Below are 22,359 nucleotides of genomic sequence, written 5' to 3' on the forward strand. Positions count from 1 at the left end.
CGGCCCGCATCGTTCCCGCATTCGCGCCAGCCGCTGTCGGCTCAGCTGATCCCGAGCAGGCGGATCAGGCCGAGGCTGATGATCGCCAGGATGATCAACGAAAGGGTGACCGCGGTGGTGACGCGTCCGCCGGCCCTGGCAACGACACGGACATCGACTCCCAGGCCCAGAGCCGCCATTGAAATGATGGTCAGGACGGTTGCGATGTGGGAGATCGGGCCGAGCGCGGCCTGCGGGATGAAGCCATGCGTCCGCAGGGCTGCCATCGCCAGGAAGGCGATGATGAACCACGGGACCAGCTTGTTGAAGGCGATGCGCTGCCGCGTGGCGCTGTTCCCGACCGCGCCTGCCGGAGCCGTCCCGGTCGCGTCGTCCTGCAGCCTGTGCCGCAGCAGCGACAGCACCAGGACGACAGGCCCGAGCATGAGGACACGGACGAGCTTGACGAGCGTCCCGATCTGGACGCTGGCGGTGGCGACAGGCGCGGTCGCGGCCAGCACCTGCGGGACGGCATAGACCGTCAGCCCGGCCAGGACGCCGTACTGGGTTTCGGACAGCCTGAGCAGCGGAACGAGCAGCGGCAGGCCGAGCACGACCAGGACGCCTAGCACCGCGGTGAAAGCAATGGAGGCGGCAACGTCCTTGCCGTCCGCGCCGATGACCGGTGCGACCGCGGCGATGGCGGAGTTGCCGCAGATCGAATTGCCGCAGGCGACGAGGACCGCCATGCGCTTCGGCAGACCGAGCGTCCGCCCGATCAGGAAGCTGAAGGCGAGGGTTAGCGCCACCACCACTGCGATGCCGGCGATCAAGGCCGGCCCGGCGGCGACGATCATCGCAGCGTTCAAGGACGCGCCGAGCAGGACGATGGCAATCTCCAGGACGGTTTTCGCCGAGAATGCGATCCCGGCGCGCCAGGTGTCCGAGGGCGTCCAGACGGACCGGACAGCGGCGCCGATCAGGATTGCCAGCACCAGGGCCTCGAGCCAGGCCCGGCCCGTGGTCGCAGCCTCGACATGCTCCAGCGCGAAGGCGATCGCGCTGATGCCGACGCAAAGGCCCAGGCCGGGCAGGATTCGTCCCACTCCCCGCGATATCGAACCGGGAGACAGGGGCAAAGGATTGGAAGAACGCATGGTAGCCATAGGGAAATTGTCCTCTCCGCTGACCTAGCCGGAGAAGAATTCAGCTGTCCATTGCATTATTCCGACCGTTTCGTTTCATCAGATCGAACGATGGGTGCTCGGCGATGTCAGCCGCTTCTTTGGAAGAGCCTGTCGGCCATGGGCGCGCGGCCGCATGGCGACGTTCGAGGCCCCCTTTCGAGGGTTCCCTGCGTTCAGGCCCGCAAGATTCCGGCCGTCATCCGCCCTCCCACGTCATGCGACCCTCCGGCTCCGGCACTTGAAATCAGAACAATTCAAGTATCTCGTAGGCCAGCTCGTCGGTGCCGTCGCGTCGGCAAGTGGAATCGGCTCGCCAGCGGGCGGAGGATCGGACGTGAAGACAGGCCTGTCCCGCAGAAGCTTTCTCAAGGCCGGCGCAGCCGGCATTGCCATCAAGGTTTCGCTGCTGCCGTCGCCCACGCAAGCGGAGCTGATCGAGACGCCGCCGCGTCCCGGCGCCGATTGGCTCGCTGCCGGTGGCAAGCCGAAATACCGCCTCGACGCGATTGCCAAGGTGACCGGCGGCAAGACCTTCTCGCGCGACTATCGGGCCCGCGACCTCGCAGGCTGGCCGAAAGAGCAGGCGCACGCCTTCACGCTCAAGGCGACGCGGGTCGATCGCGTCTTCGACGGCATCGATCTCGGCCTGCTCGGCGATGACCTGAAGCCCGACCGGCTCGTCCTGCATGAGGATCTCGTTGCCGATGGCGTCGCGATTCCCGTGCCCGGCTTCTATGGCGACGTCTTCTTCGTTCCCAAGGGCCAGACGGCCCGGCTGCTCGGCCAGCCCGTCGCCATGCTCATCTATCACGACTTCGCCCGCTACGACGCGGCCAAGCGCAAGCTGCGCTTCAACGACAAGGTCGTGCGCTACGGTCCCGAGGGGCCCTCGACGACGCCGGGGCCTTACGGCGCTGCGCGCTATGTCCGGATCGACGGTGGGAACCCCGACGCCGAGGACCGTTACTCGTCGCTCAAGGAGACGACGATCCGCGCCGGCTTCAAGGGCGAGGAGCCGCAATGGCCGGCCCCCGGCGACGGCGATGCGATGGCCCGCGGTATGGCGGCCGCAGCCGAGATCGAACGCGAGATCGCCGCTGCCGACGATGAGGCGCTGGTGCTGCGGCGTTCCTTCACCAGCCAGTCCGCCGATGCCTCGGCCATGGAAGCCGATAACGGCAATGTCTGGTACGACCGCGCTAGCGGCCTGCTGCATGCGCTGATCGCCACCCAATCGCCCTATGAGGTGGCGGAAATGGCGGCGCATATGGTCTCGAAGTCGACATTCCCGCTGAAAAGCATCGACCTCAAGGTCGGCTACACCGTCGGCTATGGCACCAAGGACCACGCGATCTTCCCGTTCTACTGCGTGCTCGCCGGGCTTTATGGCGACGGCCGCCCGGTCAGGCTCGCCAACGACCGCTACGAACAGTTCCAGACCGCGCTGAAGCGCCATGGCTTCCAGATGGAGAAGGTCATGGTCATCGACCGCAAGACCGGGCGGTTCCGGGCGATGACCGGGCGCTACCGCACCGATGGCGGCGGGCGTGAGAACTTCTCGGTCTCGGTCGGAACGGTCGGCGCGACGGCGGCGCAGTCGATCTACTACCTGCCGAAGAGCGATTTCTCGGCGACGATCGTCTCGTCGCGCGCGGTCGATGCCGGTTCGATGCGCGGCTACGGCACGCTGCAGACGATGGCGGCGACCGAGATGATGGTCGATGAAGCCGCCGAGGCGCTCGGCCTCGACCCCATGGAGTTCCGGCGCCGCAACGCGCTGAAGGCGGGGATGAAGAACTCGCAGGGCGCGATCCCCTCCGGCGCCATGCGCCATGGCGAGATCCTCGACCGCGCGCAGCAGCACCCGCTCTGGGCGAACAGGCAGACGCGCAAGGCAGCCTTCGAAGCCGCCAATCCCGGCAAGAAATACGGCGTCGGCTACGGCCATGTGCACAAGGATTACGGCACCGGCGCGGAGTCGGCGCTCTGCGCGCTCGAATTCGATGCAGCCGGGCGATTGAAGCTCTCGCATGTCGCGCATGAGATCGGCACGGGCGCCACGACCTCGCAGGCGGTAATGGCTGCCGGCCTGCTCGGGCGACAACCCGACGAGACCGAGTTCGGCAAGGTGCGCTGGCCGCAGATGCCGCTGGAGACCACCGACGAGCCCTACACGCTCTCCCAGGAGGAAGAGGACAAGCGCAAGGCCAATCCGCGCTGGACGCCGAGCTTCACCTCGCCGATGAGCGCCTCCAACAGCGTCTATTATCTCGGCCATGCGACGCGCGAGGCCGCGCGGGTACTGGTCGATCTCGCGATCTGGCCGGCGGCGCGCTCGCTCTGGTCGCGCGGCATCGGCGGCGGCCAGATGGCGCCGGAGGCGGTGCGCCGCGAGGATCTGCGTATCGTCGATGGCAGGGTCACGGCCGCCGCGATGCAGCCGCTCGCCTTCGCCGAGATCGCGGCGGAAGCGCACCGGCTCGGCCTCGTCACCGGCGTCACCGTGCACAGCTTCAACCGCTGGCAATGGGCCGAAGCGGAATTCGACCTGCCCGATACCGGAAAACGCCGCTTCGCCATCGACGCGCTCGCCGTGAAATATGGCGAGGGCGCCCCGGCCGCGCGCCGGGATCTGATGACGCAGGACGGCTGGCATTTCGTCGAACGTGCCGCGGTCTTCTACCCGCCGGCGCAGCGCAACAATGCCGGCGTCACCTATTACGCGCCGATGGCGACGCTGGCCGAAATCGTCGTCGATACCGGCAGTGGCGAGATCAGCCTGCTCTCGCATCACTCGATCCTGGAATGCGGCAACCAGATCGTTCCGGAGCTGGTTTCCGGCCAGATCCAGGGCGGCATCGCCATGGGCATCGGCCACGCGCTGAAGGAGTATCTGCCGCTGCACGAGGACGGACCGGGCGACGGCACCTGGAACTGGAACCGCTATGAATTGCCGGTCTCGAAGGACGTCGCCGTCTGGTCGCAGACCGCGGAGGTGCTGCCGCCGCTCTCGGACACCGATCCGCCCAAGGGCATGGCCGAGGTGGTGATGATCGCGGTCGTTCCGGCGATCGCGAACGCCGTCGCGCATGCCATCGGCAAGCGCTTCTACAGCCTGCCGATCACATCCGAGAAGATCCGGGAGGCGCTGGCATGACCATCGCGATGAAGCCGCTCTCCCTCACCATCAACGACAAGCCCGTCGGCCCCATCGACGTGCCCGAGACGATGATGATGCAGGATTTCCTCTTCGAGTATCTCGACCTGACCGGCTCGCGCATGGGCTGCGGCCAGGGCATCTGCCATGCCTGCACGGTGGTGCTGGAGAAGCCCGATGGCTCGCTCGAGGAGATGCGCACCTGCATCACCGGCGCGCACTGGTTCGCCGGGCGCAAGGTCAGGACCGTGGAAGGGCAAGCCAAACGCGACGCCAGCGGGACCATCACGGCGCTTTCGCCGGTCCAGCAGGCCTTCATCGAGCATTTCTCGTTCCAGTGCGGCTATTGCACGCCGGGCTTCGTCACCGGCGCGACGGTGCTGCTCGACCAGTTGAAGCGCAATCCGGTCAAGCGCGAGGCGCTGGAGCAGGTGATCAGCGAGGCGCTCGACCGCCATATCTGCCGCTGCACCGGCTATGTCCGCTATTTCGAGGCCGTGCGCGACCTCGCCCTCAAGACTCCCGGCTTGGTGAAGGCGTAACGCGCATGGCGAGGAAGCTGCTTCTGGCGGTTGTGACGATCGCCGTCCTCGGGGTGCTTGCGGCGGGTGCCGTCTTCCTCGGCCTGTTCGAACGCAGTGTCGTGGCCAAGGATATCGAGCAGCCGCTCTCGGCCGAGCAGATGAAGACGCTGGCCAGGCGCGGCGCCTATGTCGCCGTCGCCGCCGATTGCTATGCCTGCCACGTCACCAAGGGCGGCGCGCCCTGGGCAGGCGGTCTGCCGTTCGAGACACCGTTCGGGACGATCTATTCGACCAATATCTCACCCGACAAGGAGCATGGCATCGGCGCCTGGACGCGGGCCGAGTTCCACCGCGCGGTGCGCGATGGTGTCGGCAAGCAGGGCCATCTCTACCCGGCCATGCCTTATGCTTCCTATCGCAAGCTGACGGCCGAGGACGTCGACGCGGTCTATGCCTTCCTGATGAGCCGTGAGCCGATGAAGGTGGCGAACAAGGCCAATCATCTGCCCTTTCCCTTCAACATCCGGCAGGGTCTGGCCTTCTGGAACCTGGTCAACCTCTCCTCCGACACCAAGACGGAGGTCGCCGGCCGCTCGGCTCAATGGAATCGCGGCCGCTATCTGACCGACGCGCTCGCCCATTGCGGCGAATGCCATACGCCGCGCAACCTCACGATGGGGATGAAGGACAGCGCCTATCTGCAAGGCGCGGAACTCGAAGGCGTCGTCGCGCCCGATATCACCAAGGCCGGGCTGACGCGGATGGGCTTCGACCCGCTGGTGTTCGCGAGCTTCATGAAATCGGGCATCTCGGCGCAAGGCGCGATGACCAACCAGATGTTCGAGGTCGTCCATTTCTCGACCCAGTATTTCACCGCCGACGATCTCGCTGCGATGTCGGCCTATCTCTTCGATCTCGACAAATTGCCGGAGCGCACGACCCCGCCGGCGCCGCCAACTCCCGTCACGGTCTCGGCTGAGACCGCGGCCTCGGCGCGCGCCAGCTATCTCGCCGTCTGCGCCAGTTGCCATGGCGGCGAGGGGCAGGGCATCCCGCATGTCGTGGTGCCGCTCGCGACCAATGCCTCGCTGCGCCTGGCGGATGCACGCAACCTCAACAAGGTCATCCTCTCCGGCATTCCTGCCCAGCGCTTCCCGGGGCTTGAGCGCATGCAGCCCATGCCCGGCTTTGCCGCGCATCTCACCGACCAGCAGGTCGCCGATCTCTCCAACTGGCTGCGCGCAAGCTGGGGTGGCCAGCAGCCGACTGTCACGGCGGAGGAGGTCCGCAAGCAGCGTTGAGGAACGAGGTCGAGCATCACCCACCGCCCATCGCCTCTGCCCCGCTGCGAATGCATTCCCCGTTCTCCCGGGTTGCGCCCGGCAGCGGCTGTGTTCTCCCGCGGGACCTGCTAGGGGAAGGATATTCTCCGTGTTAGCCGGCAGGGTCTCATGCAGTTTTCTCCCAATTTCGACGAGCGGATCGATCGCCGCGGCACCCATTCGGCCAAATGGGACAAGATGGAAACCGTCTATGGCGTGCCGGCCGATGGCGGCATCGCGATGTGGGTGGCGGATATGGACTTCCGCCCGCCGGCCTGCGTCCAGACCGCGCTCGATGGCATGAACGCCCACGGCATCTACGGCTATTTCGGCGATGACCGGGCCTATCTCGCGGCGATCCGCTGGTGGATGTCGAACCGGCACGGCTGGGAGGTCTCACCCGACTCGATCTTCACCACGCATGGCCTCGTCAACGGCACGGCGCTCTGCGTCGAGGCCTATACCAAGCCCGGCGACGGCGTCGTGCTGATGACGCCGGTCTATCACGCCTTCGCGCGCATCGTGACCTCGTCTGGGCGGCGCGTCGTCGAATGCCCGCTGGCGCTGGAGGAGGGGCGTTACGTCCTCGACATCCCCGCCTGGGATGCCGCGATGACCGGCACCGAGCGCATGCTCATCCTCTGCTCGCCGCATAATCCGGGCGGGCGCGTCTGGACGCGGGACGAATTGCGGGCGATCGCCGATTTCTGCAAGCGCCACGACCTCATTCTCGTCTCGGACGAGATCCACCACGATCTGGTCATGCCCGGCCAGAAGCACATGGTGATGCCGGTCGCGGCGCCCGAGATCATGGACCGCCTGGTCATGATGACGGCGACCACCAAGACCTTCAACATCGCCGGCGCCCATGTCGGCAACGTCATCATCCCCGACGAGCGGCTGCGCAACCTGTTCCGCGGGCGCATGGAAGCGCTCGGCATCTCCCCGAATTCCTTCGGCATGGCGATGGCGACCGCGGCCTACAGCCCGGAGGGCGCCGCCTGGGTCGATGCCCTCAACCTCTATCTCGACGGCAACCGCCGTATCTTCGACACCGGGATCAACGCGATTCCGGGCGTGCGCTCGATGCCGCTCGAGTCGACTTATCTCGCCTGGGCGGATTTCTCGGGAACGGGGATGGATACGGCCGAGTTCACGGCGCGCGTCGAGAAGCAGGCGAAGATCGCCATCAATCACGGCCCGACCTTCGGCAAGGGCGGCGAGAGCTTCCTGCGCTTCAACCTGGCGACGCCGCGCGATGTGGTCACGGAGGCGGTCGAGCGCCTGAAGCTCGCCTTCGCCGACCTGCAATAAGACGGAACGGCAAGCTTCCGGAAGGAAAGGCCCGTGCTGCCGATTGACGGAAGCCGGGCCGCGTGGAACATCGTCGACACTACCGTAATATGGGGATGGAACAATGAAGTTGACCTTGGCGCTTGCCGCTGCTGCCGTTTGCGCCGTTTCGGTGTCGGCCGAAGCGCAGACCCTGAAGACCATTCAGTCGCGTGGCGTTCTGAACTGCGGGACCGGTGCGAATCTCGCCGGCTTCGCGGTGCCGGACGCGAATGGCGTCCTGACCGGCATCAACGCCGATTATTGCCGGGCGCTGGCCGCGGCCGTCTTCGGCGACAAGTCCAAGGTGAAGTTCATCCAGCTCCCCTCGAAGGACCGGATCACCGCGCTCCAGTCGGGCGAGACCGATCTCATCGCCGCCACCACGACCTGGACCATGAGCCGCGACACCACGCTCGGCCAGAACTTCCGCGCGACCTACTACTATGACGGCCAAGGCTTCATGGTGAAGAAGTCGCTGAACATCAAATCGGCGAAGGAGCTCAGCGGCGCCTCGATCTGCATCCAGCAGGGCACCACGACCGAGCTCAACACCGCGGACTATTTCCGCAAGAACAACATGAAGTTCGAGCCGGTGACCTTCGCCACCAACAACGAGGCGACCGAGGCCTATGAGAGCGGCCGCTGCGACGCCTTCACCACGGACGCGTCCGGCCTCTACGCCGAGCGTATGCGCTTCAAGGCCCCGGCCGATCACATCGTGCTGCCGGAGACGATCTCGAAGGAGCCGCTGGGCTACGTCACCCGCCACGGCGACGACCAGTGGTTCGACATCGTCACCTGGGTCCATTTCGCGCAGGTCACGGCCGAGGAACTCGGCGTGACCCAGGCGAATGTCGACGAGATGCGCGAGAAGTCCGACAACCCGGAGATCAAGCGCCTGCTCGGCAAGGAAGGCACCTTCGGCGAGGCGCTCGGCCTCAAGAACGACTGGGCCTATAACGCCATCAAGGCGACCGGCAATTACGGCGAGATGTTCGAGCGCAATCTCGGCCAGGGCTCGCTCCTCAAGATCGCGCGCGGCCAGAATGCGCTCTGGACCAATGGCGGCCTGCAATACGCGGCGCCGATCCGCTGATCACGACGCGATCCGGTTGACGGAACAGGGAAAGGCCCGGCTGCGACGAGCAGCCGGGCCTTTCTGCATTGGGCCAAGCGTGCGGCGCTTGTCCGCAATCCGCGAAAACCCCTTGCGATCGTTCGCGGACCGGCGGAATGAGGGAAGGGCTGTTTCAGTTCGAAAAGGTGAGGGTAAAGGCGATGACGGCTCCGATCGTTCCGGCAGGCGAAGCTGTGGCCGAAAGCGAGGCGTTTCGCCCGCATACCTCGCATTGGGGCGTGTTCTCGGCCCGCATGAAGGAAGGGCAGCTTGAGGTCCGTCCGCATGAGGGCGATCCCGATCCCAACGAGATCATCCAGAATTTCCCGGCGGCGCTACGCCATCGCGCCCGCATCGCGCAGCCGATGGTCCGCCGCGGCTGGCTGGAGAACGGGCCGGGTCCCGACGATCGCCGCGGACGCGACGAATACGTGCCGATGTCCTGGTCGGCGGTGCTCGACAAGCTCGCCGCCGAACTGCGCCGCGTGCGCGACGACCACGGCCCCGGCGCGATCTTCGGCGGCTCCTATGGCTGGGCCAGCGCCGGCCGCTTCCACCATGCCCAGAGCCAGATCCACCGCTTCCTGAACACCTCGACCGGTGGCTATGTGAAGTCGGTCAACAGCTATTCCTCGGGCGCCTCCTCCGTCCTCGTGCCGCATATCATCGGCGACTACGAGGATCTGGTGAAGCGCAACGTCTCCTGGGAGCAGATCGCCGATCACAGCGAGATCGTGCTCGCCTTCGGCGGCATGGCGCTGAAGAACAGCATGGTCGCCGGCGGTGGCACCAGCCGCCATGTCGAGCGCGGCGCGATGGAGCGGGCGCAGGAGCGCGGTTGCGAATTCGTGCTGGTCAGCCCGCTGCGCAGCGATCTGCCGGCCGGAGCCCGCGCCGACTGGGTGGCGAACAAGCCCGGCAGCGACACGGCGCTGATGCTGGCGCTGGTCCACACGCTCGTCGTCAACGGCCTGCACGACCGCGCCTTCCTCGACCGCTACACGGCCGGCTGGCCGGTCTTCGAGCGTTATCTGCTCGGCGAGACCGACGGGCAGCCGAAGGACGCCAACTGGGCCGCGCCGATCGCCGGCCTGCCGGCCGAGGAGATCGTCGCGCTGGCGAAGCGTCTCCACGGCAAGCGCGCGCTCATCGTCGTGGCCCATGCCCTGCAGCGCGCTGCCCATGGCGAGCAGCCGGTCTGGATGGGCATGGTGCTCGCGGCGGCGCTGGGCCAGATCGGCCTGCCCGGCGGCGGCTACGGCTACGGCCTCGGCGCCATCGCCTATTACGGCCGGCGCTACAATGCCGTGCCGATGCCGACCTTCTCGCAAGGGAAAAACCCGATCAGCGATTACATCCCGGTCGCCCGCATCTCGGACATGCTGCTCAACCCGGGCACGACCTATCGCTATAACGGTGAGACCCGGACCTATCCCGAGATCAAGCTGGTCTATTGGGCCGGCGGCAACCCGTTCCACCACCACCAGGACCTGAACCGCCTGCGCGAGGCCTTCGCCCGCATCGACACGCTGGTCGTGCACGAGCTCGCCTGGACCGCGACGGCGCGTCACGCCGATATCGTGCTGCCCTGCACGATGACGCTGGAGCGCGAGGATATCGGCGGCAACCCCAACGATCCGCTGCTGGTGCCGATGCATCCGGTGGTCGCGCCCTATGGCGAGGCCCGCGACGATTACGCGATCTTCGCCGATCTCGCCGAGCGCCTCGGCACCGGCGAGGCCTTCACCGAGGGCCGCACCGCCCGGCAATGGCTGGAGCATCTCTACGAGCCGACCCGCACGGCTCTTGCCGAGAAAGGCCTGCCGGCACCGAGCTTCGCCGAATTCTGGGCGGGCGAGGGTTTCGACCTGCCGCAGCAGCCGGATGATGGCGGCAATCTGCGCGCCTTCCGGGCCGACCCGGACGCTTCGCCGCTACGGACCCCGAGCGGCAAGCTGGAGATCTACTCCGAGACCATCGCCGGCTTCGGCGAGGCGGATTGCCCCGGCCACCCGACCTGGCTCGGCGCAACCAATGTGCCGGATGACGCCAACCCCTATGTGCTCGTCGCCAACCAGCCCCGGACCCGCCTGCACAGCCAGTTCGATTTCGGCGGCCACAGCAACGACGCCAAGCATCGCGGGCGCGAGATCGCGCATATGCATCCGGACGATGCAGGCCTGCGCGGCATAGCCGATGGCGACATCATCCGGCTCTCGAACGAGCGCGGCGCTTGCCTTGCCGCCGTCCATGTCACCGACGGCATCCGCAAGGGCGTGATCCAGTTGCCGACCGGCGCCTGGTACGACCCCGCCGACGCGAACGAGGACAAGCCGCTCTGTGTCCACGGCAATCCGAACGTGCTGACCCGCGATATCGGCACCTCGGCGCTGGCGCAGGGCTGCACCGGGCAGCTCACGACGGTGCAGGTCGCGCGCTTCGACGGCAACCTGCCGCCGATCCAGGCCTTCGATCCGCCAGGGTCGCGCACGGCGGAAGCCGCCGAGTAAACACCGAAATCCGCGATCCGCCGCTGGGAAAACCGGTGGTGGAGCGCGCGCGCCGACGACGAAACAACCCGCCGCCTGCCTCCGCGAGACCGCATGTCCTCCTATATCGACACCTATTACCGCCGCACCCTCGCGACGCAGGAGAGCTATCCGCCGGCCGAAGGCACGCTGAAGACGGATATCTGCATCGTCGGCGGCGGCCTGGCCGGCCTCACCGCCGCGCTCAACCTTGCCCGCGCCGGCCGCTCCGTCCTGTTGCTGGAGGCGCAGCGCGTCGCCTGGGGCGCGTCGGGCCGCAATGGCGGCTTCGTCAGCCCGGGCTATGCGACCTCGCTTGCCGCGATCGAGCGCCAGACGGGGCGCGAGCAGGCCGACGAGCTCTATCGTCTGACGATGGAAGGCGTCGAGATCGTCCGCGGCAATATCGAAAGCCTCGCGATCACGGAAGCCGCCCCGTCGCCGGGCATCATGAAGGTCGTGCGCTATGATGGCGGCGCCGGGCTTCAGGCCGTGCGCGACACGCAGGAGAAGCGCTTCGGCCGCAAGCTACGCTATCTCGGCCGCGACGAGACCCGCGCGCTGCTCAACTCGCCAAAATACCACGCCTCGCTCACGGCCGACGATTCCTTCCATTTCCATCCGCTGAACTACGCCCGCGCGCTCGCCCGCGAGATCGTCCGGCTCGGCGGCAAGATCCATGAGGGCTCGCCGGTCATCTCCTGTGAACTCGACGGCGCCGTGAAGCGGCTGAAGACGGCGAAGGCGACGATCGAGGCCGATCAGGTGCTGTTCACCACCGGCGGCTATACCGGCGACGTGCTGCCGGCGCTGCGGCGCGCCTATATCCCGATCGCGACTTATGTGCTGCTGACCGAGGCCGCGCCGGACCTGATCCGCCAGGCGATCCGCATCGGCACCGGCGTCGGCGACGACCGGCGGGCGGGCGACTATTACCGCACGGTCGAGGGCGGCTCGCGCATCCTCTGGGGCGGGCGCATCACGACGCGCACGACCGAGCCCAGCGATGTCGCCGCGATCTTGCGCCACGAGATGGTCACGACCTATCCGCAGCTCGCCGAACTCAAGGTCGAGGCCGCTTGGTCCGGCCTGATGTCCTATGCGCGCCATCTCATGCCGCAGATCGGCCAGTACCGGCCGGGCGTCTGGTACTGCACTGCTTTCGGCGGCCACGGCATGAACACGACCGCAATCGGCGGCACCGTCATCGCCGAGGCGATCCGGGGCGCCAGCGACCGCTACAAGCTCTTCGCGCCCTTCGGCCTGGTCTGGAATGGCGGTCCTTTCGGCACCGCCGCCGTCCAGTTGACCTATTGGGGCTACCAGGCCGCCGACCTGCTCCGCGGGCGGTAGCCGCGGCGAGCCCCAACGCCGCTTAACCTACGGGTTCAGCCTGCACAACGGCCGTGGCGAGACCGGTATCCGCTCGCGACGGCGGCTGCACGAGTTCGATCATCCGGAGCGAGCCGAGGCCTTGCGGCGCGCGATGCGCGATCAGGATCAGGGCGCTCGCGGGCAGTGCCTGCCGTAGCGCGGCGAGCACCTGCGCCTCGCTCTCGGCATCCAGCGCGCTGGTCGCCTCATCGAGCACGAGCCAGTCGGGCTTTTGAAGCAATGCGCGCGCCAGGGCGAAGCGCTGCCGCTCGCCCCCGGAGAGGCCGCGCCGCATGTCGATCCAGCCTTCCGCGTCGAGCGGCCAGAGCGCCTCCAGCCCGACGGCGGCGAGCGCCTCGCGCAGCCTCTCGTCGTCGACGGCCTCCGGCGATTGCGGATAGGCGAGGGTGGTGCGGAGATCGCCGAGCGGCAGATAGGGCTGCTGCGGCAGGACGAGGATACGCCCCTCCGGCCGTTCGATCCGGCCCTCGCCATGTATCCAGAGCCCGGCGATGGCCTTGGCCAGCGTGCTCTTGCCATGGCCGGAAGGCGCCGCGAGCCAATAGCTGCCGCCGGCCTCCAGCATGAGATTCGGGATCGGCGCGAGATGGCGCCCCGCGGGCGTCGCGAGCATGAGATCGCGCAGCCGCAGCCTCGCCTCGCCCGTCTTGTGCAGGGCAGGGCCCGCCACCGGTGCGGCCGCGCTTTCGGCAGCCCTCATGAAATGCGACAGGCGGCTCGCTGCCGCCGCGAGCTCGGTCAGGTCGCGATAGGAGAACACGAACCAGGACAGCGTGGTCACCACGTTCTGGAAGGCTGAGCCGATCTGCATCAGCCCGCCGAAGGTGACGCGTCCGGCAAGATAGGCCGGCAGCGCCAGGAAGAGCGGGATGCGCAGCACCGTCTGGAAATAGGGCCGCGTGAAGAAGCCGAGGATCAGCTCGCGATTGGCCAGTCTCTGCCAGTTCCCGGCGATCGCGCCGAAGCGCTCGCGGAACAGCCTTCGCTCGGCCGGCTCGCCATCGGCCAGCGCCACGGCCTCGACGTGCTCGCGCAGCCTGACCAGCGAGAAGCGGAAATCGGCCTCGCGCCGCTGCTGCTCGATGTTGAGCGCCTTCAGCGGGCGCCCGAGCCCATGCGTGATGAAGGTGGCGATCGCCACGTAGAGCGGCGCGGCCCAGACCATGTAGCGCGGGACTTCAATCGCGTAGCCGAACAGGCTGAACGACAGCGCGAACGTTGAAAGCGACCAGAGGATCGAGACATAGGTCACCAGCGCGACGCTATTCGTGGCGAGCTCCATGCCTTCGATCGTGAGCTTCTCGACGAAGATGCGGCAATCCTCGGCGATGCGCTGGTCGGGATTGTCGAGCCCGTGGTCGGTGCGCTCGCGCAGATGCCAATAGGCCTTGCCGGCGAGCCAGCGATCCAGCGCGGCCTCGGTCAGCGCGCGCCGCCAGCGGATCTGCACCATCTTGCGCAGATAGGCGCTGGAGAGATGCAGGCCCACGCTGATCGCGATGAGGCCGAAGAAGATCGCGATCTGCCTCAGCGCGCCGTCGACATCGAGCTTCTGCAGCGCGTTGTAGAAATCCGCGGTCCAGGAAATCAGCCGGACCATGACTTGAACGCTGGCGAGGCCGAGCCCGAAGATCAGCAGGAAATAGAGCGCGCCGACCTTGCCGCCCGGCCCGGCGATGCAAAGCCGGGTCAGCCCGACGATCTGCGAGAGCACGGCCCTCATGACGCGGCCCGCGCCGTCCGCCGCGATTGCGGAGGCTCGGGCGTATCGAGTCGGAAGAGCACGTCGGCGATGCCGGCCACGGCGCTGGGGTCATGGGTTGCGGCTGTCTCCGGCAGCAGGACCGCGACATCCTCGATGCCGAGATCGCGCAGCTGGAACGGCGTGCCATGGCCGTATTCGAGATGGCCACGCCCGATGATCCCCACGACCAGCGGATCGTCCTCCGCTGCCGCGAGGTGGTCGGCGATCCGGCAGGCGAAGGAGCGATCCCAGCACTGCTGCGCCCGCACGAAGCGGTCGAAGCGCTCCGGCGCCATCGCTTCCGGTCGGGCCGATCCGCTGAACCGGCCGGTGATCGCCGCGAGATAGGCACGATAGCCCTCGGTCGCAGGAGCTGCCGGCGTGACGCCGTCGCGCTCGTCGACCGGGATCGCTTCCCAGCCGACCTGTCCGACCCGTGTGACCAGAGGCCGATGGCAGTTCAGTGCCAGCATCTTCACCCGCTGCTGCCGGCAGAAATGGAACAGCGGCAGGTAGAGCGCGGGATCGAAACCCCAGACCTCAGCCCACTCGCTGCGCTCGATGAAGGTCGCGGTATCCAGCTCGCCTGCGACCCAGGCGTCGAGCACCGGCTGGATGCGCAGCGGAAACATCTCGAAGCCGACAGCCATCTGCGGCCGCAGCAGGTGCAGGCAGGTCGTGACATGGAGCTGCCAGCGGTGGATCTCGGCGACGTCGTGCGTCTCGCCGAGCAGGACGACGCGCTTGCGCGCCATCGCCTGCATCAGTTCGCCCTGCGCCAGCAGCCGGCCCGTCTCCGGGCAGAGCCAGCTAGCGCGCGGATGGGCGAAGCTTGCGACGGCCGGGCTGGCGTCAGCCGCGAGCATCGACACCCGGCACCTCTGCGAAAGCCGCCGCCGGACCGCGCAGGACGAGGCCGAAGCTCTTGCCCTCGGCGTCGCGGGCCTGAAGGGAAACGACGCCCCCGCTTTCCGTTCGCGCCCAGCCGGAGACCACGCCGGCCTTGAGATGCAGGTGGAAATCGCCCTGCATGATGTTGACGAAGCCCATCGCCGGCTTCGGCTCGGGCAGGGCGCCTTGCCAGTGCTGGAACAGGCCGGCGCGCTCGACATCGATGGCGATCGCTTTGCCGCTGGCCAGGATCGCCGCGAAGCTGCGGGCGCCGAGATCATCCTCCGGCACCTCGGCGGAGCCGCCGCTGCCCGGCGCCTCGCGCTGGACCGGCTCCAGCGCCTCGCCGGCGCCGAACGGCTCAAGCGCCTTGTCGAAGGGCTCCAGCCCGTCGAGCCCGATCAGGCTGAACAGCATCTCGCCGGCCGCATCCTGGCATTCCAGGCGCGGCAGCACGCGCTCGCGCATCTTGCTGGTTCGGTCGGCGACGATGCGCACGACGGTTGCGAGGTCGATGCGGCTGTCATGGCAGGCGCCGGACAGGCGGGCTTCGTTTCCGGCGATGGTCACGGTCTCGACTGCGCCCATCCGTTCATGGGTGGCACCGCCGGAACGGGTGCTCAGCATGACGCGGCCCATGGCGGGCAGGCTCTGCAGGATTTCGGCCGGCGATTGCACGAGCTTTTCGCGCGGGTTGGTCTCGTTGCTCATGATGGTCTCCAAAAGGGTTGCGACGCCCCGGGGTCTCGGCCGGGGCGCCGCTGATCCGCCGGGCTTTTGGCGTCCGGCGTCTCGAACAGGATCAGAATTCGACGGAAGCGGAGAGCTTGAAGGTGCGCCCCGGTGCGGTCTGCAGTTCCAGTGGGTTGGCGGCGGCAACGCAACTGGCCGGGCTGGTGCAGACAGCCGCCGTCTTCGCATAGGTCGTCCCGCCGACCAGGTTGGCGAAGTAGCGCTTGTCGAAGATGTTATCGACGCCGCCGCGCACGGTGATGGACGAGGTCGGCTTCCAGCTCAGATAGGCGTCGAACACCGAATAGCCGCCCTGCTTGAAGAGGGTGGGCGAGCTTGCCCGGGTGGCGCCGCCCGCGAAGGTGCCGATCACTTCGGCCTCGAGCCCGTATTCGGGCATCATGTATTTCAACCCGGTGACGGCCTTGAACGGATTGACGTCGAAGGGCGTGACGGGGAGGCCCGCCTCGATGCGCTGCTTGCCGTATTGGTAGCTGAGCGTCGCGCTCGCCAGCCAGCGCTCGTGGAAGCGCCATTCGGCGGAGGCCTCGATACCGGAGATCTGCACCTGCGACAGATTCCGGGAGGTGTAATCGTTGGTGCCGGGGATGTTGTACAGGGACTGGATGAAGTCCTTGTAGCGCGCGTGGAAGACGCCGACCGAGAACCAGCCATCCGCGAACTTGCCACGGAAACCGGCTTCGTAGGAGCGGACGCTTTCCGGCCGCAGGTCAGGGTTCGGGATCAGGTTGAAGCCCGTCGACGGCAGCGAGGTATAGAGCTGCTCGGCCGTCGGCATCTTGAAGCCTTCGGCATAGCGGCCATAGATCGAATAGGTGTCGTCGAGCTTGAAGATCGTGCCGATCTGCGGGACCAGCCGGTGCGAGGTGAGTTCGCGCGGCTCCTTGCCCACCGCGATCTGGTAGCCCGGCCCCGGCTTGGGATCGATGTTATAGTTCGCGTAGCGCAGGCCGGGCGTGATCGTCCAGCGGCCTGACAGCAGCTCGATTTCGTCCTGGAGATAGAAATCGTAGCGGTTCGTCGTCGAGTTCGCAAAGTTGAAGCCGCCGGCGATCGTCGTCGTGGTCACGCCCGTGGCGAGGTTCTTCACATCGTCCTGGCGCTTGTAGTTGGTCTTGGTGATGTCGCCCTGGAAACCGTAGGTCAGGCGGTGGAAGCTCGGGCCGAGCCCGAAGCTTGACTTCGCCTGGATGTCGAGCTGCGAGAACTGCTCGGAATAGTCGTGCAGGCCGCGGGTGAAGCGCTGCTGGCCGTTGGCGAGTGTCTGCAGGTTGTTGGTGACGAAGGTCCGCTCCTGCGGCGAGAACGAGGCCTGCCAGCGCACGGAATCGAGGAAGCTCAAGCCCGCCTGCCATTCGTGCTCGAGCGCGACCCGCTTGCGGCTCTTGACCTGGTTGCGGATGTTCGGCCCGTTGCGGATGCCGGAACTCACGACGTTGTAGTTGTAGAGCTGGTTCACCGTCGAATCGCTGTCGTAGTATTCGCCGGTCAGCTTGAAGGTGTGGTCTGTTGTCGGCTTGAAGACGAGCTTGGCGAAGCTGTTCCAGACGGTGACGTCGAGCGGGTTCAGCCGGTCGCAGCCGAGGAAGCGCATCGTCGGCACCGGGCAGCCCCAGCGGCCGCCATCGGCGCGCGCCTTGGTCAACCGTGCCTCCTGGGCGCTCTTCTGGCTGACGCCGACGATGCCCTCCAGCATCGGCGAGAAGCGGAAGGCCGCGATCCCGGTCTTCACGAAGGATCGGTCGAGACTGTCATAGCTGGTGCTCAGCCGGGCGGCGTAGGGCTTGTCCTTGCCCTTCAACAGGTCTTCCGGGTCGAGCGTGCGGTAGGCGACGATGCCGCCGAGCGCGTCCGCGCCCCACAGCACCGAGCCCGGCCCGCGCACGATCTCGACATTCTTGAGGAAGGGCAGGTCGACGAAGTCGCGGTTGCCGTCGGTGACGCGCTCGATCACGCGCGAACCGTCGACCTGCATCTGCACCCGGTTGCCGCCGACGCCGCGGATGGTGAAACCGCCGTAATTGCCGAACGGGTCGGTGCTGCTGGTGATGCGGTTGACGCTGACGCCCGGCTGGTAGCGCACGAGGTCCTGCGTGTCGCGGGTGATCCGCTCGTCGAGTTCCTGCCGCGTGATCACGCTGACGGTGCCGGGAACATCGAGAACCTGCTTCTCGCCGCGCGATGCCGTGACCGTGATCTGGTCGAGCGGGATCATCTGCTCACTGCTGGGCGCATTGACCTGCGGCGCTTGCGTTTGCGCCTGTGCCACCGAAAGAGCTGTTGTCGACAGCAAAGCTGCCAGGAAAGTCAATCTAGAATTATTATTCATTACGTAACCCCAGTCCCATGTCCGGGGCGTGTAATAGTCTTCTCAAAGGATTCGCAAGTTGATTCTTTGCGCGATGGCAATATAATAATTGCTATAATTCAAAAGAAAAGCCTTCGATATAATATAGTTATTACAATAGCCTGTTGTGTAAAGCCCTATCTGAACAAATGGAGAGAGAATTTGTTCAATGCTCCGTGGCCAGTGAAGCTGGAGCTTTGGCTCGACTCCGCGGGCGGCGGTCAGATCAGTGCCAGCAGGTGCAGCCCGACGAAACAGCCGGCGCCGCCGGCGATCAGCAGGAGCGGATTGACCGGCGTCAGCATCAGCAGGGCTGTCGAGACCAGCGCGATGCCGCGGCCGAGCCAGCCGCTGTCGAGGGACTGGATCAGCACATAGCTCGCCGCCAGGATCATGCCCGCAGCGACCGGTCGCAAGCCCCTCTCAAGCGCGCGCAGCAGGCGGGCGCCCTCGTAGCGCGACCAGATATGGGCGACGCCGTAGATCAGGAAGGCGGTCGGCCCGAAGATGCCGGCGGTGGCGGCGAGCGCGCCCCAGAACCCGGCGATCTGCCAGCCGATCAGCGTCGCCAGCAGCGAGCCCGGCCCCGGCGCCAGCCGCGCGATCGCGAAGGCGTCGACGAATTGCGCGGCGCTCATCCACTGATGCACCTCGACGATCTGGCGATGCATGTCGGCGATGGCGCTCTGGCCGCCGCCGATGGTCACCAGCGAGAGCGGCAGGAAGACGAGCAGGATGCTGAAGGGCAGGGATTGCATCCGGTCGCTCAACCGTCCCGGTAGGTCACGGCGACGCTGAGCGAGCCGAAGCCGAGCACCGTCCAGAGCAATGGCCATTTCAGGATCGCGACCGCGACGAAGGTCGCGGCCATGATCGCGAGCGGGAAGACCCGGCGCGGCACCCGGCGCGCGGCGGTCAGCCCCATCGCCAGCGACAGGCCGATCGCACCCGAAGCTGCGCCGCTCAGCGCGACATGGCTGAGTTCATAGCTGCTGAGCGAGGCGAAGGCGCTGCCGATCAGGACGATGACGAAGGCGGCGGGCACGACGATGCCGAGCCAGGAGGCGATGGCGCCGTTGCGTCCGCCGAGCTTGTAGCCGATCCAGATCGCCATGTTGGTGACATTGACGCCGGGCAGGGCCTGCGCGACCGAGAGCCCGTTGAGGAAATCCTCCTCGCTCATCAGGCGCCGCCGCTGCACAAATTCGCGGAGCATCCAGCCGCTCAGGCCGCCGCCGAAGCTGGTCAGCCCGATCCGCGTGAAGATCAGGAAGAGCTGCGGCGCGCTCGGGCGCTCGGCCAAGTTATCCGGCATCTGATTCTGCGCCATGGGACGGCTGATGAATCCAGAAAGCAGGCTTCACCGGGATTGGCCAGCGCTGAAGCGCATTGCCGGCATGAAGCCGTGCTCTGCAACGCTTCGCGCAGGCGGTGGTCGTTAGCGAGTCGGAGCGTCCGACCGTCGCAAGGTGCGCTTGACGGCGCGCTTCAATTGGGCGCCGGCCTTGCGCACGAGTTCGCGATTGCTGCCCGCGCGTTTCTTGCCGCCTGGCGAGGATGCGGGAAGGGGCAGGGGAGTCTCCTTGGCATGCAAGACTGCCCTGCCGGGGCCCGGCGGCTCGGCCGGCGCGATCATGAAATCGGGGCCGCTGACCGGCAGCGCCGCCATGGCCGGATCGACGAAGGCCTTGATCGGCAGGTGGTCTGAGGCGATGCGCGCGAGTGGCGTATCGTGGACTGCGACTTGCGACAGGATTTCCGGGCGGTTGGCGATGATCCGGTCGAGCGCCAGCAAGGGCAGCCCGGCCGGGAAGCTCGGGACCGGCACGGGCATCGCGCCGAAGGCGGCATCGAGCGCGCTCAGTGCCGAGCGGCCGCCGAGGCGCCATTCGTTGAGATCGCCGAGCAGGAGGGTGGGGCGCTCGTCCCGGCTGCGCATCAGGTCGATGATCATCCGGGCCTGCTGCGAGCGCGAGCGCCTGAGCAGGCCAAGATGGGCCGCGACGATCCGAAGTGCCGCGCCGCTCTCGAGGTCGATATCGACGACCAGCGCGCCGCGCGGCTCCAGCCCCGGCAGCGAGACCTGATGGACGTCGCGCACCAGCCCCTGCCGGAACAGTACGACATTGCCGTGCCAGCCATGCGCCGCGGCATTGGTGCTTTCCACGGGAACAGGGACGAGGCCGGTCTCGTCTTTCAGCCGGGCGAGGTCGAGCAGGCCGTGGCGGGCGCCGAAGCGCTTGTCGGCCTCCTGCAGGGCGATGACATCCGGCGCGATCTCGCGGATCACCTGCCCGATCCGGCCGGGATCGAAGCGGCCATCGACGCCGACGCATTTATGGACGTTGTAGGAGGCGACCAGCGTGCCCCCGGAACGACCGTTCTCTCCGGCCGAAACGGTGCCGGGGCGGTTGTTGCGCTGGCGCAGCGAGGCGATGATGCTGGCGGGCAGGCTCTGGTTCTTCTTCTGCATCGCTCCGCCGGCTCGTGCTCCGGATCCGCCTTGGTAGGGCGGGTCACGGTTTAGGCGCCTCTGGCATCAGGGATATGACTGCTTCGGCTCAGAGATAGGGCGAGCCGAGCCAGATCAGCCTGTCGATCAGACGCATGACATAGGGCCGGGCGCGCAGGCCGGCAAGCGTGACCGGGGTCGCAGTCGACATCACCGTCTCGATCCGGCGCTCGATCGCGCGGGCGAATCCATGGTCGAGAACCTCGAGGTCGATCTCGAAGTTCAGGCGCAGCGAACGCGGGTCGAGATTGGAGGAGCCGACATAGGCCCAGCTCCCGTCGACGGCGAGGAGCTTGGAATGGTCGAAGGCACCGGTGGAGCGCCAGATCCGGCAATAATTCTTCAGGATCTGGTCGAATTGCGCGGTCATCGCGCGGTCGACCAGCACGAGGTTGTTGACCGAGGGCACGACGATATCGATGTCGACGCCGCGTCGCGCCGCGGTGACGAGCGCGCTGATCAGTTCCTGGTCGGGCAGGAAATAGGGCGACATGATCTTGACCGACTGGCGCGCCACCGACAGCGCGCCCATCAACAGCTTGTGATTGGTTTCCAGATAGGAATCCGGCCCGGTGGGCACCGCGCGCGCCAGCACCGGCATGCCGCTTCGCGCCAGCTCCGGAATCTCCCAGGCCGGGCCGGCCAGTGCTTCGCCGGTGGCGAAGCACCAGTCCTCGGCCGCGACGGCGAAGAGATCGGCCACCACAGGCCCTTCGATGCGGAAATGCGTGTCATGGGCGAAGGCATCACCGGCGAATTCGCGGGTGAAACCCTCGCGGATGTTCATCCCGCCCATGAAGCCGATCGCGCCGTCGACGACGATGATCTTCCGGTGCGTCCTGAGATTGGCATAGGGCAGCCGCAGGCCCATGATGATGTTGCCGTTGAAGACGTCGACCGCGACCCCGCCCTCGCGCAGGTGCCCGGCGATGCTCGGCACCGAATAGCGCGCCCCGACCGCGTCGATCAGCACCCGGGCCGCGACGCCGCGTTTCTGCGCTTCGATCAGCGCATCGGCGATGCGCAGGCCGATCGGGTCCCGGTCGAAGATGTAGCTTTCCAGGATGATGCTGCGCTCAGCCGCCGCGATGGCGGCGAGCATCGCGCCATAGGCCTCGTCGCCGGTCTCCAGCGTGTCGATGCGGTTGCCGGTGGTCAGGGGGTGGCGGGCGACGCGGTCGCCGAGCGTCTTGAGCGCGAGGAAGCGCCGGCCGAAATGCGTCGCGACCGCCTCGTCCTCGACATGGAAATCGGCCGCCGCCATGCCATGGCCGGGGCGCTGGGCCAGGATCGAGGCGCGGCGGATGCGGTTGACCCCGGCGATGGCGTAGAGCAGCGGTCCGATGATCGGCGAGAGGATGATGACGCCGACCCAGCCGATGGCGGCGCGCACCTCGTCCTTGGTCATCACCGCATGCGCGCCGGCGACGGCCGACAGCGCGATCGTGATGACCGCGAGGATATGCGGCCAATAGGTCGAGAGAATCCCCCACATGCTGCTGAGGCTAGAGCATTTTCGAGCGAAGTGGGCGTCGGTTCGCATGAAGAAATTGCGATAAATGAAAACC

15 protein-coding genes and 1 pseudogene are annotated in these 22,359 nt (G+C 66.9%); 7 read left to right on the forward strand and 9 right to left on the reverse strand.

Features of this window, described 5'->3' with window-relative positions:
- Positions 1 to 41: 41 nt before the first annotated feature.
- Positions 42 to 1,145, reverse strand: a complete 1,104-nt coding sequence (locus FHT98_RS21825; RefSeq protein WP_465246922.1) for a YeiH family protein — start codon at positions 1,143 to 1,145, stop codon at positions 42 to 44.
- Positions 1,146 to 1,500: 355 nt separating this feature from the next.
- On the opposite strand from FHT98_RS21825, the gene FHT98_RS21830 reads away from it, so the two are divergent.
- From FHT98_RS21830 to FHT98_RS21860, 7 genes are all read left to right on the forward strand, one after another.
- Positions 1,501 to 4,323 carry a xanthine dehydrogenase family protein molybdopterin-binding subunit gene (locus FHT98_RS21830; RefSeq protein WP_248309273.1) on the forward strand — a complete coding sequence of 941 codons (2,823 nt, stop codon included), beginning with the start codon at positions 1,501 to 1,503 and terminating at the stop codon, positions 4,321 to 4,323.
- Positions 4,320 to 4,865 carry a (2Fe-2S)-binding protein gene (locus FHT98_RS21835; RefSeq protein ID WP_061963907.1) on the forward strand — a complete coding sequence of 182 codons (546 nt, stop codon included), beginning with the start codon at positions 4,320 to 4,322 and terminating at the stop codon, positions 4,863 to 4,865. The genes FHT98_RS21830 and FHT98_RS21835 overlap by 4 nt, the downstream gene beginning before the upstream one ends.
- A 5-nt stretch (positions 4,866 to 4,870) precedes the next feature.
- Positions 4,871 to 6,148, forward strand: a complete 1,278-nt coding sequence (locus FHT98_RS21840) for a cytochrome c (RefSeq protein WP_142115276.1) — start codon at positions 4,871 to 4,873, stop codon at positions 6,146 to 6,148.
- A gap of 150 nt (positions 6,149 to 6,298) precedes the next feature.
- Positions 6,299 to 7,483 carry a MalY/PatB family protein gene (locus FHT98_RS21845; RefSeq protein ID WP_142115277.1) on the forward strand — a complete coding sequence of 395 codons (1,185 nt, stop codon included), beginning with the start codon at positions 6,299 to 6,301 and terminating at the stop codon, positions 7,481 to 7,483.
- A gap of 103 nt (positions 7,484 to 7,586) precedes the next feature.
- The gene (locus FHT98_RS21850) at positions 7,587 to 8,600 is read left to right on the forward strand and encodes an amino acid ABC transporter substrate-binding protein (RefSeq protein ID WP_061963901.1); all 1,014 of its coding nucleotides are present in this window, start codon (positions 7,587 to 7,589) and stop codon (positions 8,598 to 8,600) included.
- 182 nt (positions 8,601 to 8,782) lie between these two features.
- Entirely contained in the window at positions 8,783 to 11,131 is a 2,349-nt protein-coding gene (locus FHT98_RS21855; RefSeq protein ID WP_185745242.1) for a molybdopterin guanine dinucleotide-containing S/N-oxide reductase, read from the forward strand.
- Positions 11,132 to 11,224: 93 nt separating this feature from the next.
- Entirely contained in the window at positions 11,225 to 12,502 is a 1,278-nt protein-coding gene (locus tag FHT98_RS21860; protein WP_142115278.1) for an NAD(P)/FAD-dependent oxidoreductase, read from the forward strand.
- A 22-nt stretch (positions 12,503 to 12,524) separates the two neighbouring features.
- On the opposite strand, the gene FHT98_RS21865 is transcribed toward FHT98_RS21860, so the two are convergent.
- From FHT98_RS21865 to FHT98_RS21900, 8 genes and pseudogenes are all read right to left on the reverse strand, one after another.
- Entirely contained in the window at positions 12,525 to 14,267 is a 1,743-nt protein-coding gene (locus FHT98_RS21865) for an ABC transporter ATP-binding protein/permease (RefSeq protein ID WP_142115279.1), read from the reverse strand.
- A complete protein-coding gene (locus FHT98_RS21870; RefSeq protein WP_142115280.1) occupies positions 14,264 to 15,154 on the reverse strand; it encodes a ChaN family lipoprotein in 891 nt (296 codons plus the stop codon). Before FHT98_RS21870 ends, FHT98_RS21865 begins: the two co-directional genes overlap by 4 nt.
- Positions 15,141 to 15,890, reverse strand: coding sequence for a ChuX/HutX family heme-like substrate-binding protein (locus FHT98_RS21875; RefSeq protein WP_185745243.1), 750 nt, complete (start codon positions 15,888 to 15,890; stop codon positions 15,141 to 15,143). Before FHT98_RS21875 ends, FHT98_RS21870 begins: the two co-directional genes overlap by 14 nt.
- A 91-nt stretch (positions 15,891 to 15,981) precedes the next feature.
- Positions 15,982 to 18,147 carry a TonB-dependent hemoglobin/transferrin/lactoferrin family receptor gene (locus FHT98_RS21880; RefSeq protein ID WP_185745244.1) on the reverse strand — a complete coding sequence of 722 codons (2,166 nt, stop codon included), beginning with the start codon at positions 18,145 to 18,147 and terminating at the stop codon, positions 15,982 to 15,984.
- Between the two features lie 353 nt (positions 18,148 to 18,500).
- Positions 18,501 to 19,037 (reverse strand): chromate transporter, encoded by a 537-nt coding sequence (locus tag FHT98_RS21885; protein ID WP_091855478.1) that lies wholly within the window; start codon positions 19,035 to 19,037, stop codon positions 18,501 to 18,503.
- A gap of 8 nt (positions 19,038 to 19,045) precedes the next feature.
- A complete protein-coding gene (locus FHT98_RS21890; RefSeq protein ID WP_142115283.1) occupies positions 19,046 to 19,594 on the reverse strand; it encodes a chromate transporter in 549 nt (182 codons plus the stop codon).
- 360 nt (positions 19,595 to 19,954) lie between these two features.
- Positions 19,955 to 20,752 (reverse strand): annotated as a pseudogene (locus FHT98_RS21895) (endonuclease/exonuclease/phosphatase family protein); the annotation flags it as partial.
- Positions 20,753 to 20,840: 88 nt separating this feature from the next.
- Positions 20,841 to 22,286 carry a phospholipase D-like domain-containing protein gene (locus FHT98_RS21900; RefSeq protein WP_142115285.1) on the reverse strand — a complete coding sequence of 482 codons (1,446 nt, stop codon included), beginning with the start codon at positions 22,284 to 22,286 and terminating at the stop codon, positions 20,841 to 20,843.
- Between the last annotated feature and the right edge of the window lie 73 nt (positions 22,287 to 22,359).

Origin of the sequence: Allobosea sp. AK1 (genome assembly GCF_006714945.1) — a bacterium.
GTDB lineage: Bacteria > Pseudomonadota > Alphaproteobacteria > Rhizobiales > Beijerinckiaceae > Allobosea > Allobosea robiniae.

Coding starts and splice junctions, on each gene's coding strand:
- FHT98_RS21875 (WP_185745243.1), bottom strand. CDS start 15,890: ATGAGCAACGAGACCAACCCGCGCGAAAAGCTCGTGCAATCGCCGGCC.
- FHT98_RS21870 (WP_142115280.1), bottom strand. CDS start 15,154: ATGCTCGCGGCTGACGCCAGCCCGGCCGTCGCAAGCTTCGCCCATCCG.
- FHT98_RS21840 (WP_142115276.1), top strand. CDS start 4,871: ATGGCGAGGAAGCTGCTTCTGGCGGTTGTGACGATCGCCGTCCTCGGG.
- FHT98_RS21835 (WP_061963907.1), top strand. CDS start 4,320: ATGACCATCGCGATGAAGCCGCTCTCCCTCACCATCAACGACAAGCCC.
- FHT98_RS21825 (WP_465246922.1), bottom strand. CDS start 1,145: ATGGCTACCATGCGTTCTTCCAATCCTTTGCCCCTGTCTCCCGGTTCG.
- FHT98_RS21850 (WP_061963901.1), top strand. CDS start 7,587: ATGAAGTTGACCTTGGCGCTTGCCGCTGCTGCCGTTTGCGCCGTTTCG.
- FHT98_RS21855 (WP_185745242.1), top strand. CDS start 8,783: ATGACGGCTCCGATCGTTCCGGCAGGCGAAGCTGTGGCCGAAAGCGAG.
- FHT98_RS21885 (WP_091855478.1), bottom strand. CDS start 19,037: ATGCAATCCCTGCCCTTCAGCATCCTGCTCGTCTTCCTGCCGCTCTCG.
- FHT98_RS21890 (WP_142115283.1), bottom strand. CDS start 19,594: ATGCCGGATAACTTGGCCGAGCGCCCGAGCGCGCCGCAGCTCTTCCTG.
- FHT98_RS21900 (WP_142115285.1), bottom strand. CDS start 22,286: ATGTGGGGGATTCTCTCGACCTATTGGCCGCATATCCTCGCGGTCATC.
- FHT98_RS21880 (WP_185745244.1), bottom strand. CDS start 18,147: ATGATCCCGCTCGACCAGATCACGGTCACGGCATCGCGCGGCGAGAAG.
- FHT98_RS21860 (WP_142115278.1), top strand. CDS start 11,225: ATGTCCTCCTATATCGACACCTATTACCGCCGCACCCTCGCGACGCAG.
- FHT98_RS21845 (WP_142115277.1), top strand. CDS start 6,299: ATGCAGTTTTCTCCCAATTTCGACGAGCGGATCGATCGCCGCGGCACC.
- FHT98_RS21865 (WP_142115279.1), bottom strand. CDS start 14,267: ATGAGGGCCGTGCTCTCGCAGATCGTCGGGCTGACCCGGCTTTGCATC.